This window comes from Dactylosporangium sp. CA-052675 (assembly GCF_050947935.1).
GTDB lineage: Bacteria > Actinomycetota > Actinomycetes > Mycobacteriales > Micromonosporaceae > Dactylosporangium.
In genome coordinates, this window is sequence record NZ_CP192010.1 from 10,056,121 (window position 1) to 10,071,031 (window position 14,911).

Here is a 14,911-nt window from a genome sequence, read left to right on the forward strand (position 1 = left end):
CCTTCCGTCGCCCGTTGGAATTCGTCCGAACGGAGCTTCACCGCATCGGTTTCCCTAAACCCCCGACAGCGGAGGTCGACGCGCGTACATTCGGTTTTCATGAGCTCCGCACTGGCGCTCGCGGCGGTCCCGATCGTGCTGGCCGCGGGTCTGCTCGCGTTGATGAAGGTCCCGACGAACCTGCAGCTGACCGTGACCGACAGCGCCCTGGTCATCGAGCCGCAGGGCCTGGATCGTCTCTGGACCCGGCGCGACCGCATCGAAGTCCCACTGACCGCGGTGGCCTCCATTCGCATCGCGCCGCGCTCCGAGGCCCCGCCGCTGCCGGAGCGCCGAAATCCCCTGCACCTGCCGGGAATCATTACCGCGGGCACCCATGGCCGGACATTCTGGGACGTCCGGCGGGGCGACCAGCTCCTCATCATCCAATGCCACTCGAGCGCGGAGTTCGGCACGCTGGTGCTGCAGTTCGCGAACCCTTTCGCGACGCTGACCCGCACGCGAACGGTACTCGCACCGCACCCCCACCGCTCCGCCGCCTGAAAACGCATACGCTGCCGCAACATCGGGCCGTCTTCAATGGGGGCATGAACCCCGGCACAATCCTGCCCAACCGCCCCGACCGCCCCGACCGCCCCGGCCGCACGCGCCGGGCCGTGCTCCTCGGCCTGGTCGTCCTCGCCCTGGCGCTCGTCCTGTTCGCCTTCCGGCGGATGCTGGCGATGGCCGCGCCGGCGTGCATGGCCGGGCGGTGGCACGGCTGCTTCGACACGGACAACGGCGTCGTGCTCATGACGCTGGTCCTGCTGCCGGTGGCCGGGCTGGTGGCGTGGGCGCTGGCGAGTCTGCGGCGGGCGGCCGGCGTCGCGTCACCGTGGCGGCTGTCGCTGGCCGAGGTGGGCATGGTGCACGGGACGGTGCCGTGGATCTGGTTGACGATGATGCCCGGGCCCGGGGCCGGCGTCGTGCCGGGGCGCCTGAGCCTGATACCGCTGCGGGACCTCGTCGACATGGGGCTGCTCGGGATCGGCGGCAACCTGCTGGTGCTCGCGGCGCTGGGGTTCTTCGCGCCGATCCGGTTCGCGGCGCTCGCGTCGGGACCGCGGATCCTGGCGCTCGGGGCGGGGGGCTCGATCCTGATCGAGACGCTGCAGTACGTGCTGCGGCTGGACCGGGTGTCCTCCGTGGACGATGTGCTGCTCAACACCGCGGGCTGCGTGCTGGCCGGGCTGGCCTCGCGCCGCTGGTGGCGCACGGCGGACTGACCGGGCCGGCCTCGCGCCGCTGCTGGCGCACGGCGGACAGACCGGGCCGGCCTCGCGCCGCTGCTGGCGCACGGCGGACAGACCGGGCCGGCCTCGCGCCGCTGCTGGCGCACGGCGGACTGACCGGGCCGGCCTCGCGCCGCTGCTGGCGCACGGCGGACTGACCGGGCCGGCCTCGCGCCGCTGCTGGCGCACGGCGGACTGACCGGGTCGGCCTCGCGCCGCTGCTGGCGCACGGCGGACTGACCGGGCGGCCTCGCGCCGCTGCTGGCGCACGGCGGACTGACCGGGCCGGCCTCGCGCCGCTGCTGGCGCACGGCGGACTGACCGGGCCGGCCTCGCGCCGCTGCTGGCGCACGGCGGACAGACCGGGCCGGCCTCGCGCCGCTGCTGGCGCACGGCGGACTGACCGCCGCGGGCCCGGCGGAAAATTCTTCGGGGAACCGGCAACCGTTCGGGATCGAACTCGCGTCATGGTGTGCGTCCGCGCCGTCGACCCCGAGGAAACCACCTCCATGGATGAGTTCGACTCGTTCGTGCGATCCCGCAGCGCCGCGCTGTTGCGTTCGGCGTATCTGCTCACCGGTGATCAGCACCTGGCCGAGGATCTCGTGCAGTCCGCCCTCGCGCGGACGCATCGGTCGTGGGGCCGGCTGCGCGACCGCGGCAACGCCGAGGCGTACACCCGCAAGGTCATGTACCACCTGCAGGTCTCCTGGTGGCGCCGCCGGGTCGCCGAGGCGATGCCCGGGGACCTGCCCGAGCCCCGGCAGGCCGGCGACCACGCCGATCAGACCACGATCCGCATGACGCTGCGGGCGGCGCTGCTGAAGCTCTCGGTCAAGCAGCGGGCCGTGCTGGTGCTGCGCTACTTCGAGGACTGCACCGAGACCGAGGCCGCCGACCTGCTCGGCGTGACCGTCGGCACGATCAAGTCGCAGACGTCCAAGGCGCTGGCCAAGCTGCGCGTCGTGGCGCCCGAACTCGCCGAGCTCTACCTCCTGGAAGGGGTTGCCCGATGAACGACAGCCGTCTGCGCCTCGACCTGACGGACCTGGCCGGCGAGGTGCGCAACGTCGACCTGCACGACCGCGTGCTGCGGACCTCGCGCCGGCTCGGCGTGCGGCGGGCCATGACCGCCTCGGCCGCGGCCCTCACCGTCCTCGCGGGAGCGGTCGGCGTCGCGTTCGCCCTCCGGCCCGACGGCGCCGCCCCGGCACCCCTTCCCGGCGCCTCCACCGCCACGAGCGCCACCACGGGCGCGACCAGCGGCCCGCCCGCGAAGGTGGAGTCCAGCGCTCCCCCGAGCGTCACCGAGACCGTGCTCAAGGGGACGCGGTGGTATCTCGCGAGCACGCCGACCGAGTACGTCGTGCACGCCGTCACCGGGGCCGACGACAAGGTCACGGCCCACATCCCCGGCGACAGCAACGACGCCCGCTGCGTCTCGCAGACCATCACCGTCTCCCCCAGCGGCAAGCGGCTGGCCTGGGTCGAGGGCAGCGACGACCTCAACGGCACGCTCAAGGTGGCCGACACCGACGGCAGCCACCGGCAGACGCTCGGCACCGGCGTGCTCTGCCTCGGCGCCGACACGCTCATCTGGAAGGGCGACGACCAGCTGGTCCTGACCAAGGGCAACCAGCAGCACCTGGTCGACATCGCCACCAGGGCCGACACCGCGCTGCCCACGACCGAGCAGGTCGAGTCGTACTCCCCCGACGGCTCGAAGGTGGCCAAGACGGTCGGGCAGCAGCGGGTCGCGAACGGGAAGTCGTACAAGTACACGCCGCCGGCCGCCATGGCCGAGCATCACGACGGCTGGTCGGCGCGCGGGCTGTCGGCGGACGGGCGCTACGTCGCCGCGGGCTGGAAGGGCACCGACCCGAGCCGCAGGCGTGACACCTTCACGATCGTGGACACGACCACCGGCAAGGCCGTCGCCCTGCCCGGCAGCGGCGAGAAGAACTACGTGGTGTTCACGGCCGGCGGCCTGGTGCTCGCGCACCAGGCCGGCCAGACGGTGATCTTCGACGCACGGCTGCAGCACCAGGGCGAGATCCGGGACCCGGCCGGTCTCCAGGACGCGCTGCTGCTGGGCTTCCGGCCCTAGCGCCTGCCTCAGATCCGGGCCAGGGCGGCGCGGAGCGGGTCCAGGCCCAGGGAGCCCAGGTTGAGCGCGTCGCGGTGGAAGGCCCGCAGGTCGAAGTCCGAGCCCTTGCGGGCCTGGGCGTCGGCCCGGGCCGCCAGCCAGGCGCGCTCGCCGAGCTTGTAGGAGGGGGCCTGCCCGGGCCAGCCGAGGTAGCGGTTGAGCTCGAAGCGCAGGCTCTTCTCCTCCACGCGGCAGTGCGCCCGCAGGAACTCCCAGCCGAGCTCCGGCGTCCAGCGCTCGCCCGGCGCGAAGCCGAACGGGTTGTCGCGCGGGATCTCGAGCTCGAGGTGCATACCGATGTCGACGATCACGCGGGTCGCGCGGAACGCCTGGCCGTCGAGCATGCCGAGCTTGTCGCCGGGGTCGCCGAGGTAGCCGAGCTCGTCCATGAGCCGCTCGGCGTAGAGGGCCCAGCCCTCGCCGTGGCCGGACGACCAGGCGAGCACGCGGCGCCAGCGGTTGAGCAGCTCGGCGCGCACGTACGTCTGGGCGATCTGCAGGTGATGCCCGGGCACGCCCTCGTGGTAGACGGTCGTCACCTCGCGCCAGGTCGAGAAGCTGTCGACGCCCTGGGGCACGGCCCACCACATGCGGCCCGGGCGGCTGAAGTCCTCGCTCGGGCCGGTGTAGTAGATGCCGCCGTCCGACGTCGGGGCGAGCATGCACTCGATCGGCCGCACCGGCTCCGGGATGTCGAAGTGGCGGCCGTTGAGCTCCTGCACCGTGGCGTCGGCGAGCTGCTGCATCCAGTCGCGGAACGCCTCCTTGCCGTGGATGACCCGGTTCGGGTCGGAGTCCAGCGCGGCGACCGCCTCATCGACCGAGCCGCCCGGCACGATCTTGTCGGCGACCGCGCGCATCTCCGACTCGAGGCGCGCGAGCTCGTCGAAGCCCCACGCGTAGGCCTCGTCGAGGTCGACCGTCGCGCCGAGGAAGTAGCGGGAGGCGAGCTGGTACCGCTCCCGTCCGGCGGCCTCCTTGGGCCGGCCGAGCGGCGCGAGCTCGCGGCGCAGGAACTCGCCGGTCTCCGCGGTGGCGGCCCGCGCGGCCTCGGCCCGGGTCGCGAGCTCGCCGGCCAGCGCCGGGTTCTCGGCGCCGATGCGGGCGGCCAGGTCGGGGTAGAAGTTGTCGCCCTCGAGGTCGGCCCAGACCTCGCACTGCTTGGCGACCTCGACGATCTGCTTGGCCGGGGCGACGTTGCCGCGCTGGGCCTCGTGCATGAGCGTCCGGCGCCACTGCGCGAGGGCGCGCGGCACCTCGCCGAGCCGGGCGACGATGTTGGCGACGGCCTCCTCGCCGCTCGTCGGCATCAGGTCGAACGAGCTGCGCACCCCGTGCAGGGGGCTGGAGATCACGTTGACGTCGCTGGCGAGGTCGCCGGCCTCGTAGCGCTCCAGGGCCAGCCCGAGCCGCTCCTGCATGGCCTCCTTGGCGACCCGCTCGGTCTCGCTCGCGGGGGTCTGGGCGTCCAGCGCGGCGAGCGTGGCACGGTCGAGGTCGGCGAGCGCGGCGAAGCCGTCGGGCGACAGGTCGGTCAGCTCGTGGTCGTGGCCGGCCACGCCGACGAAGGTCGCCCCGATCGGGTCGAGGGGCGCCCACTGCTCGACATACCGGTTGGCAATGTCATCGATAGAACCCACGGGCCGACCCTACAGGCCAATTCGCAACGTGTGGCTCGGCGCCGGAGACAGTCTTTCCGGATTGGTGCAGAGTAAGGACTATGACGAGTCCCGCCCCTGACGCGAAGCGCTGGCTGCCCGCTTTCGCCGCCGTCGCCCTGATCTGGGGTACGAGCTTCATGTTCATCAAGGACGCGCTCACGGGCCTCGCGCCGGTCTACATCGCGCTCTACCGCATCGCCCTGGGCGCCCTCGCCCTGCTGCTGTTCCTGGCGCTCCGCCGGATGCCGCTGCCCCGCGGGGCCCGGCTGTGGGGTCATCTGTTCCTGTTCTCGGCGTTTGCGGCGACGGTACCGTTCACCCTCTTCGGATACGCCGAGCAACGCGTGCCGTCGGTGCTCGCGGGCATCTGGAACGGCACCGCGCCGCTGACCACCCTGCTGGTGACCCTGGTGGCGGTCCGGTCCCAGCGGCCCAGCCGGCGCCAGATCTGGGGCCTGCTCACCGGCTTCCTGGGGGTGCTCGTCGTGCTCGGCGTCTGGGAGGGCGTCGGCGGCAGCTCCCTGTCCGGGCAGCTCATGCTCCTGGGCGCGGTCGTCTGCTACGGGATCGCGTTCAACTACACCCGCTGGCTCATGCAGCACTTCGACCTCTCGCCGTTCCAGCTCTCGGCCGGTCAGCTGATCATGTCCACGCTGCACCTGGTCATCGCCGCCCCGATCATCGCCGGCCTGCCCCCGTCGCCGCTCTCGATGACCCCGCGGGTCTGGCTGGGCGTGCTCGCGCTGGGCGTCTTCGGCACCGGCATCGCCTTCGGCCTGAACTACTACGTCGTGCAGACGGCGGGCGTGACCACGGGCTCGATGGTCACCTACTTCCCGCCCTTCGTGGCCGCCCTCGCCGGCGTGCTCTTCCTCGGCGAGCACCTCACCTGGCACCAGCCGGTGGGCGGCCTGATCGTGCTGCTGGGCGTGGGCATCTCCCAGGGCCTACTGGTGCGACGCCGCCCACGCCAGCAGCTCGTCCGCGGGCAGGGTGTTGAGGATGCGCTCGGCGGGGACCCCGCAGGCGATCGCCCGGGAACACCCGTTGGCGAGCCAGTCGAGCTGCCCGGGCGCGTGCGCGTCGGTGTCGATGGTGAAGCGGCAGCCGGCCTCCAGCGCCACCCGTAGCAGCCGCTTCGGCGGGTCGAGCCGCTCGGGCCGCGAGTTGATCTCGATCGCCTTGTCGTGCTCGACCGCGGCCGCGAACACCGCCTCGGCGTCGAACCGGCTCTCGGGCCGCGTGCCCCGCCCGCCGGTGATGAGCCGCCCGGTGCAGTGCCCGAGAATGTCCATCCGCGGGTTCGCCAGGGCCGTGACCATCCGCCGCGTCATGACCTCGGGCTCGTCCTTGAGGTTGCTGTGCACCGAGGCGACCACGACATCGAGCCGGTCGAGCAGCTCGTCGGTCTGGTCGAGCGACCCGTCCGCGAGGATGTCGACCTCGATCCCCGTGAGCAGCCGGAACGACATGCCGAGGTTGCGGAACCCGGCGTTGACGTCCGCGACCACGTCGAGCTGCTCGGCGAGCCGCTCGGCGCTGAGCCCCCGCGCGACCGTGAGCCGGGGCGAGTGGTCGGTGAGCACGAGATACTCGTGCCCGAGCTGCGCCGCGGCCATCGCCATCTCGTCGATCGGCGAGCCCCCGTCGCTCCAGTCCGAGTGCGCGTGACAGTCCCCGCGCAGCGCCATGAGCAGCGCCGCGGTCTCGGCGTCGAGATCCTGCCCCGCGGTGGCCTCGAGCCGCCGCAGGTAGACGGGCTCCTCGCCGTTGAGCGACTCGGCCACGCACCGCGCGGTGACGTCGCCGATGCCCGCGATCTCGGTGAGCGTGCCCGCCCTGACCCGCGCGGCGAGCTCGCCGTCGGGCAGCTTGCCCAGCTTGGCCGCGGCCCCGCGAAAGGCCCGGACCCGGTAGGTCTTCTCGTGGGCGCGCTCGAGCAGGAACGCGATGCGCCGCAGATCGGCAATCGGATCACGCGCTGACGGCATGCGCTCCACGCTAACCGGTGGGGCCGGCCCCACCCGGTCCTGGGCCCAGACGGATACTGCCGACCGGCGCGGATCCCTAGCGTTGCCGTTCATGACGACGACGCCGCTGCGCCTCGTGCAGCTGTTCACCGCCCTCTCCGCCGCGCTGCTCGCCGCGACGGCGATCCTGTCCCGGACCGACCCCGGCGCCGTGAACGGTGTCGTGTGGATCCGCGCCGCGGGCATCCTGCTGCTGTCCCTGCTGAGCCTGCGCTGGGCCGCCCAGTTGCGCCGCGGCAGCCGGGGCGCCTACCGCCGCTTGCTGTGGGTGTCGATCGCCGGCTCCCTCGGCATCGCCGCGCTGGCCCTGCTGCCCGACAGCCCGTTCCCGCTGTGGTTCCGCATCGAGCAGGGGGCGCAGGGCCTGGTGCTGCTCGCCCTGGCGGCGACCCTGCTCCACCCCGCGACCCGCGCCGGCCTGCAGCCCACCCGCTGACCCGTTGCGGACGCGCAAGAGCCCGGCCCCGAGGGCGCCGGGCTCCTCGCGTGCCGAGGTTCAGTTCGCGTACCGGACGCGCAAGAGCCCGGCCCCGTGGGCGCCGGGCTCTTCGCGTGCCGTGGTTCAGGTCGCGTAGGCGATGCTCAGCGCCGGCCCCTTCAGCACGTTGGACCGGACGAACACCAGCTCGATGTCGCAGGCCGTGTAGAAGCCGGGCAGCGGGATCGGGGGCGGGGGGAACGACGGGGTGAAGGTCATCGGGAGCAGTCCCAGCACGTTGGCGGTGAACCTCGTGGTGTAGAACTTCACGTCGCCCTCGACCGTCAGCTTCGAGCTCGTCGTGATCAGCTTCCTCGGGCCGCCCGGGGTGTCGAGCTCGAACGGCGTCGAAACCGAGTTCTTCATGCTGAAGGCGAGCACCTTCACGGTGCTGCCGTCCTTGCGCGGAAGGTCGACCACGCCGTCGTAGGTCAGCGAGTCCATCGTCATCACGTCCGCCTTCAGGATCGAGGGCTGGGCGGCGACGAAGGGCTGACCGGCGGCCAGCTGTGCCTTCTTGTTGTTCGGGGTCGGCGACGTGCTCGCCGACGCGCACGGCGGGGTCGACGCCGAAGGCTTGGCGGGTGCCTTGCTGGCGGACGCGGACGGGGGTGGGGCCGCGGCGGCGGAGGCCGGCGGCTCGGAGGCCTCGGCGGTCGTCTCGTTCTTGTCGCCGCCGGTGAACAGGTCGCCCAGCCAGCCCAGCAGGCCCTTCTTCTTCTCCTCCGTCGGGGTGGGCGAAGGGGTCGGGCTGGCGGATGGTGCGGGGGCGGCCGACTGGGAGCCGGCGGAGGACGGCTTCGCCGCGGCCGAGGCCGACGACGACGGGCAGGCCGCCGGGGCGGCGTACGCGGAGCCGCCCCGGTTGACCGTGCCCACGAGGGCCACCGCGACCGCCACGACCATCAGCAGCGGGCCCAGGTAACGCCGCTTGGGCAGGTCACCTGGGCCGGCCGATGGGGGGAGCTGCTCATCGGCGCTGCCCGCACCGCCCCCTTCGTACCGGTCGTGCAGGGGGCTGAACTGAGCGGTCGGGATCTCGTCCCGCAACACCCCGGACGGCGGCCGGGCGTAGGGGTCGTCCGGCTGCTCGGCCAGGATGTCGTCGAGGGGCGCGTCCTCGTAGGGCGACCCGATCGCCGGTGCCGACTCGACCGCCGGTGCCCGCTCGGCCGGCGGCGCCAGCTCGGCCGCGGGCGCGGCCGAAGGACCCCAGGCGACCGCCAGGCCGCCGCCGACCAGGCCGAGCACGGTGCCGAGGAAGAAGCCGCCGAGGTTGAGGCCGATCAGCGAGTACAGCGCCGTGACCGTGCCCAGGATGCCGTAGAACAGGCGCTGCTGCGGACTGAACCAGGTCAGCGCCCCGCAGAGGAGCATGATCAGCGGAATCACGTACGACAGGAAGCCGGTCGGTCCGAAGTGGACCTCCAGCGCCAGCTTGAGGTTTCCGCTGACGAAGAGCTCCACGCCCGACAGCAACAGGAACAGCCCGCCCCAGAACGGCCGCTGGGCACGCCAGCCGGCCGAAGCGTGCGAGGGGGTCACTCGGTCCTCCAAAACAAACAGGGAGCCCGCGGGGCATCACCCCGCGGGCCCTGGTGGAGCTGCTAGAAGCACTCTTCGGCGTTGGCGCCCGTCGAGATGCCGAGGTCGAGGCCGCTCAGCTTGAACGTGCCGGCGGTGGTCGACCAGGCGACCTGCTTGAGGTTGGTGATGACGACGCCGTCGGCCTGCTGGGCGAAGCCGCCCTGGAGGCCCTTGGCGTTCGCGCCGCCCTTGGTGAGGTCGGAGGCGTCGATGCCGATCTGGATGTTGTCGAACGTGGCGTCACCCTTCAGCGACGTCAGGTCGATCAGCAGGTCGGTGGCCTCGGCCGGGTTGTTGGCGTCCTTGCCCGCGTGGATGACCATGGTCACCGGCAGACCGGGCACCTTCACCGACTGGCAGAGGTTGTAGAGCTTGGCCTTCGCGATGCCGGAGACGGCGACGGGGTGGTTCTTCGGGTCGGCCGGGTTCGAGGGGTTGCCGCCCTTCTCCGTGGCCATGCCGCCGTACTGCACGAAGCCGGTCCCCTCCAGGCGGTCGGCGGAGACCTTGAACTGACTGCCGGACACGTTGAACGACGCGGCGATGGCGCCGGTCGCCTGGCCGAACACGATGGCGCCGGCGATGAAGCTGGCCGGCACGACGACGGTCGCGAACCGCTTCCATCGCGTGCGGCCCGTCGCCGCGCTGCCCTGAGCTACGGACACGTAGGGCTCCTCTTGTCACGGGGTGCTGGTGGTGCGGCGCTCCTGCTGAGCGGGCGCTCGCATCGCGCCTTTCGGGGCCGGTCTCTGGACGCTGCCGGGCGGGGGTCCAGGGGCCGGGGTCGGGGCGTGCGGACGATGTTGCCGGGTACCTCGCGCGGGTACAAGGGCGCTCGTTACCGGCGGGTAACCCCGATTGCCGTAAATTCATACGCTCCGTAGTCGGCAGCGGGCGGCATTCCGCGGAGCCGCGTGCGGCCTACGCCATCAAATCGGACAGAAGTCCACTGTGATCGCTACCACACGTGACCGATTCCGGCGATTGTCACGGTTTCGTAACGACAAACCCGCGGGGTTCTTTTTTCAGAAGGTGCATCGAAATGGATCTGGCCGCACCACTCCGCGCCCCGTCGACCCGCCCTCAACGATCGGGACGCGACGGAGCTTGGGGGCGGTGCACAACCGGCCAGTAATACGTATCGGTAGATGTTGACACTTCTCGTTGGAATATGAGTGGATGTGTTGGTCCGTGAGGGTGTACGAGAGCCTTCACCGACCGGCTACGGCCGCCACCGTTGCCTCGAGGAGTGTTCCGATGAAGCTCTCCAGACGGGTCGCGCTCGCGCTCGCCCCGCTCGTCGCCACCGCGGGCCTGCTGGTCGCCTCCGCGCAGCCGGCCAGCGCCTGGACCCCCAAGACCCCGCCCATGACGACGCCGTGGACCAACTCGGTGCCGACCACCAACCCGCTGCCCGAATACCCGCGGCCGCAGATGACCCGGGCGAACTGGCAGAACCTGAACGGCATCTGGGACTTCGCCGTCACCGGCAGCGGGCAGACGACCCCGCCGGGCACGTTCGGCGAACAGATCCGGGTCCCGTTCCCGGTCGAGTCGGCGCTGTCCGGCATCCAGCGCAAGATCACCGAGAACGACCGGATGTGGTACCGCCGCACCTTCACCGTCCCCGCGGGCTGGTCCGGCCAGCGGGTCCAGCTCAACTTCGGCGCCGTGGACTTCCAGACCACGGTCTGGGTCAACGGCACCCAGGCGGGCCCGGTGCACAGCGGCGGCTACGACGCCTTCACCTACGACATCACCCCGCTGCTGGGCGGCGGGACGAACACGATCGTCGTCGGGGTGTACGACCCGACCGACGCCGGCAGCCAGGCCGTCGGCAAGCAGCGGCGCAACGACGTGCTGCCGCACGCGGGCGGCGGCATCTTCTACACCGGCGCCTCGGGCATCTGGCAGACCGTGTGGCTGGAGCCGACGCCGACGGCCCGCATCACCCGGGTCGACCTGGTGCCGAACCTGAGCAACAACACGCTCTCGGTGACCGCGCTCGGCGCCGGCCTGTCCGGGCAGACGGTGACCGCCACCGTGTCGTCGGGCGGCACGACGGTCGGCACCGCGAACGGCAGCGCCGGCTCGGCGTTCAGCGTCCCGGTTCCGAACGCGCACCGGTGGACCCCGAACGACCCGTTCCTGTACGACGTGAAGGTCGAGCTGAAGAGCGGCGCGACGGTCGTCGACTCGGTCGGCAGCTACGCGGGCATGCGCTCGATCTCGATCGGCACGGTCAACGGCAAGCTGCGCATCCTGCTCAACGGCCAGTTCGTGTTCCAGAGCGGCACCCTCGACCAGGGCTACTGGCCGGACGGCATCTACACCGCCCCGACCGACGCCGCGCTGCGCTCGGACCTGCAGGCGCACAAGGACCTGGGCTTCAACATGGTCCGCAAGCACATCAAGGTGGAGCCGCAGCGCTGGTTCTACGCCGCCGACCAGCTCGGCCTGCTCGTGTGGCAGGACATGCCGGCCATGCCGACCGGCAAGAACCCGGACACGGCGGCGCGCACCCAGTGGGAGGCCGAGTACCACCGCATCATCGACCAGCACCGCAGCTCGCCCTCGCTGGTCCTGTGGGTCGACGAGAACGAGGGCTGGGGGCAGTACGACCAGGCCCGTATCGCCAATGACGTGAAGGCCTACGACCCGTCGCGCCTGGTCGACAACATGAGCGGCATCAACTGCTGCGGCTCGGTCGACGGCGGCAACGGTGACGTGCTGGACAACCACATCTACGTCGGCCCCGGCGCGACCCGCCCGTCCGGCACCCGCGCCGCGGTCCTCGGCGAGTTCGGCGGCCTGGGCCTGCGGGTCGCGGGCCACGAGTGGTCGCCCGGCAACGGCTTCTCCTACGAGGACCAGCCCAGCGCGGCCCGGCTCAACGACCGCCTCAACGGGCTCTACGAGCAGATCCGCACCGGCGGCATGCCGCAGGGGCTCTCCGCCTCGGTCTACACCGAGATCACCGACGTGGAGAACGAGAGCAACGGCCTGCTCACCTACGACCGGCAGGTGGTGAAGGTGGACGCGGCCCGGCTGCGGGCCAGCAACCAGGCGCTCATCAACGCCTCGTCCAGCCCCGTCGGCTCGGCCACGCTGCAGACGGGCGTCTACAAGTCGATGCGCGCGACGACCGCCTGCTGCACGAACCGGTACGTGCGCCACCGCGACAGCCTCGGCTACACCGAGGTGGTCGACGCCAACAGCACGGCGCTGCTCAAGCAGGACGCGACCTGGCGCGTGGTGCCCGGCCTCGCGGACTCGTCTTGCTACTCGTTCGAGTCGCGCAACTACCCGGGGCAGTACCTGCGGCACCAGGCGTTCCGGGTGCGCAAGGACGCCAACGACAACTCGGCGCTGTTCAAGGCCGACGCGACCTTCTGCGCGCAGCAGGGCACCGGGGGCGTCCGGCTGACGGCCTGGAACTTCCCGGGGCAGTACCTGCGGCACTACAACGCGGAGCTGTGGCTGGCCACGCCGGGCGGGCCGAGCCCGTACGACGGGGCGGGGCTGTTCGTCGAGGACACCACCTGGTCCGTCGACGCGCCCTGGGCACCGTGAACGTGCTTTGAGGACGGCCGGCTCCGGAGGAGCCGGCCGTTTTCGCACCACGGACGCCGGGATTCCTGGCGGGAGCGACGGTCCGGACCACCGCGGACCCGAGCAAAACTCTTCTGCAACCCGATGCATCCCTCCTCGAACGAAGGGGCGGCCCGGGCGCGCCGATCTACGGCGTATCGCGGTCACCATCCCCCGTTAGGAGCACGGATGCGCCTTCTCACCTCGGCCCTGGGCCTCGCACTGGCGGCGGGCGGCTCGCTGTTCGCCGCCGCGTCGCCCGCGCTGGCCGACACGACCGCGCTGCCCCACACCGTCGGCGGCTTCGCGGCCCCCACGACCCGGGTCAACGCGAGCGTCCCCGCCTTCCGCGCGCAGGACGCGCTGCCGGACAGCGCCTCCCTCGTCGCCAACCTTCCCCCGGTCGGCGACCAGGGCCAGATCTCCTCGTGCGTCGCGTGGACGATCGCCCACTCGATCATGGGGTACTACGCCAAGCGCGACGGCGGCACGGGCGCCCCCTACGCCCCGCTGTACCTCTACATGCGCTCGGTCGCCAAGGGCGGCGCGCCCAACGCCGGCCTCAACCCCGACAAGGCCCTCCAGGAGGCGGCCACGTACGGCGTCGACACGCAGGACGACTACGTCCAGGGCGTCTACGGCTACCAGACGGCCCCGACCGCGGCCGAGGTCGCGAACGCGGCCAACTACAAGCTCTCCGGCTGGAACGCGCTGTGGGTCGGTGACAAGCAGGGCGACAAGGCCAAGACCGCGATCAGGACCGCCATCGCCGCGGGCTCGCCGGTCGCGATCGGCATGCCGGTCTTCAAGGACTTCATGTACCTCAAGGGCAACGCCCTCTACAACACGCTCACGGGCACCAGCCTCGGCGGGCACATGATCACGGCGTACGCGTACGACGCCGACGGCGTGTGGATCCGCAACCAGTGGGGCACCAACTGGGGCGCGAGCGGCGACGCACACCTCTCGTGGTCGTTCGTCACCACCGACGTGCAGGCGGCGTACACCGTCAGCGGCCTGCGCTCCCCGGAGAAGGCGGTCGTCCCGGCCCCGGCGGTCACGTCGCTGTCCGTGGTCCGCGGCCCGGTCGCCGGCGGCACCAAGGTCGTCGTCAGCGGCGCCAACCTCTCGGCCGCGACCGCGGTGAAGTTCGGCGGCGTCGACGCGGCGTTCACCAAGTCCGAGGCGAACGGCATCACCACGCTCGTCGCGACCACCCCGGCGCACGCCAAGGGCAGCGTCGACGTGACCGTGACCAACCCGACCGGCACCAGCGCGCTCAACGCCCTGGCCAAGTACACGTACCTCCCGCCGGCCCCGGCCGTCACCAAGCTCTCGGCGACCTCGGCCTCGACCGCGGGCGGCGACGTCGTCACCGTCACCGGCACCGACCTCTCCGAGGCCACCGGGGTCAGGCTCGGCAACGCCGCGGTCGCCGGCTTCAAGGTCACCGCGCCGACCACGCTGACGTTCCCGGTCCCGGCCGGGCTCGCGGCGGGCGGCTACGACGTCACCGTCACCACGCCGTACGGCGTCAGCACGGTCGTCCCGGCCGGTCGGCTCACGCTCGTCGCCCCGCCGGCCCCGACCGTGGCCGCGCTGAGCACCAGCACCGGCCCGACCTACGCGGCCACGCCCGTCACGGTCACCGGCACCGGCTTCGGCTCCCTCAAGTCCGTCACCGCGGGCGGGGTGAACCTGGCCTTCACCAAGGTCTCGGACACCCAGATCAAGGTGACGATGCCGGTCCACGCGGCCGGCAAGGTCACCCTGAAGCTCACGAACGCGGGTGGCGGCTACGAGGCGACGGCCCTGCCGTTCACCTACGTGGCCCCGGCCGCGCCGTCGGTCGCCTCGCTCCTGCCGAGCTCGGGCGGCACCAAGGTCTCGACCACCGTCACGCTCACCGGCGCCAACCTCGGCGGCGCGACCAGGGTGACCGTCAACGGCGCCACGGTCAGCTTCACCAAGGTCTCCGACACCCAGCTGCGCATCGTCCTGCCGCCGCACGCGGCCGGCGCGACGAGCGTGCAGGTGACGACGCCGGGCGGCACCAGCGCCGCCGCGGCGGGTGCGACCTTCACCTACAAGGTCTGATCCCCGCTCCCCCGGCCCCGTCCCCCGTTTCGGGGGATGGGGCCGGTTTC

11 protein-coding genes and 1 pseudogene are annotated in these 14,911 nt (G+C 71.9%); 8 read left to right on the plus strand and 4 right to left on the minus strand.

Translation table 11 applies throughout. The features are described 5' to 3' along the window. The first annotated feature begins 99 nt into the window (after positions 1–99). The 4 genes from ACQP1P_RS45265 (at position 100) to ACQP1P_RS45280 (ending at position 3,378) form a co-directional block, all read left to right on the plus strand. A complete protein-coding gene (locus tag ACQP1P_RS45265) occupies positions 100–543 on the plus strand; it encodes a hypothetical protein (protein ID WP_433081162.1) in 444 nt (147 codons plus the stop codon). Between the two features lie 44 nt (positions 544–587). After that, complete coding sequence (locus ACQP1P_RS45270) at positions 588–1,265, plus strand: VanZ family protein (protein ID WP_433081164.1); 678 nt, start codon at positions 588–590, stop codon at positions 1,263–1,265. Between the two features lie 515 nt (positions 1,266–1,780). Continuing rightward, a complete protein-coding gene (locus ACQP1P_RS45275) occupies positions 1,781–2,287 on the plus strand; it encodes a SigE family RNA polymerase sigma factor (protein WP_433081166.1) in 507 nt (168 codons plus the stop codon). Continuing rightward, positions 2,284–3,378, plus strand: coding sequence for a hypothetical protein (locus ACQP1P_RS45280; protein WP_433081168.1), 1,095 nt, complete (start codon positions 2,284–2,286; stop codon positions 3,376–3,378). Before ACQP1P_RS45275 ends, ACQP1P_RS45280 begins: the two co-directional genes overlap by 4 nt. 8 nt (positions 3,379–3,386) lie before the next feature. Here the strand turns inward: ACQP1P_RS45280 and ACQP1P_RS45285 are convergent, their stop codons facing one another. Continuing rightward, a complete protein-coding gene (locus ACQP1P_RS45285) occupies positions 3,387–5,057 on the minus strand; it encodes a DUF885 domain-containing protein (RefSeq protein WP_433081170.1) in 1,671 nt (556 codons plus the stop codon). A 158-nt stretch (positions 5,058–5,215) separates the two neighbouring features. Here ACQP1P_RS45285 and ACQP1P_RS45290 point away from each other — a divergent pair. After that, positions 5,216–5,953, plus strand: a pseudogene (locus ACQP1P_RS45290) (DMT family transporter); the annotation flags it as partial. A 72-nt stretch (positions 5,954–6,025) separates the two neighbouring features. On the opposite strand, the gene ACQP1P_RS45295 reads toward ACQP1P_RS45290, so the two are convergent. Then, the gene (locus ACQP1P_RS45295) at positions 6,026–7,069 is read right to left on the minus strand and encodes a PHP domain-containing protein (RefSeq protein ID WP_433081172.1); all 1,044 of its coding nucleotides are present in this window, start codon (positions 7,067–7,069) and stop codon (positions 6,026–6,028) included. Between the two features lie 91 nt (positions 7,070–7,160). Between ACQP1P_RS45295 and ACQP1P_RS45300 the strand changes: the two genes are divergently transcribed. Then, entirely contained in the window at positions 7,161–7,544 is a 384-nt protein-coding gene (locus tag ACQP1P_RS45300) for a hypothetical protein (RefSeq protein ID WP_433081174.1), read from the plus strand. Between the two features lie 126 nt (positions 7,545–7,670). On the opposite strand, the gene ACQP1P_RS45305 is transcribed toward ACQP1P_RS45300, so the two are convergent. Both ACQP1P_RS45305 and ACQP1P_RS45310 read right to left on the minus strand, forming a co-directional pair. After that, on the minus strand, positions 7,671–9,131 hold the full coding sequence (locus ACQP1P_RS45305) for a DUF6114 domain-containing protein (protein WP_433081175.1): 1,461 nt from the start codon (positions 9,129–9,131) through the stop codon (positions 7,671–7,673). Between the two features lie 62 nt (positions 9,132–9,193). After that, positions 9,194–9,838 (minus strand): DUF6230 family protein, encoded by a 645-nt coding sequence (locus tag ACQP1P_RS45310; protein ID WP_433081177.1) that lies wholly within the window; start codon positions 9,836–9,838, stop codon positions 9,194–9,196. Between the two features lie 592 nt (positions 9,839–10,430). Between ACQP1P_RS45310 and ACQP1P_RS45315 the strand changes: the two genes are divergently transcribed. Together ACQP1P_RS45315 and ACQP1P_RS45320 are read left to right on the plus strand one after the other, a co-directional pair. Then, on the plus strand, positions 10,431–12,746 hold the full coding sequence (locus ACQP1P_RS45315; RefSeq protein ID WP_433081179.1) for an AbfB domain-containing protein: 2,316 nt from the start codon (positions 10,431–10,433) through the stop codon (positions 12,744–12,746). Positions 12,747–12,953: 207 nt separating this feature from the next. Then, complete coding sequence (locus ACQP1P_RS45320; RefSeq protein WP_433081181.1) at positions 12,954–14,861, plus strand: IPT/TIG domain-containing protein; 1,908 nt, start codon at positions 12,954–12,956, stop codon at positions 14,859–14,861. Positions 14,862–14,911 lie beyond the last annotated feature (50 nt).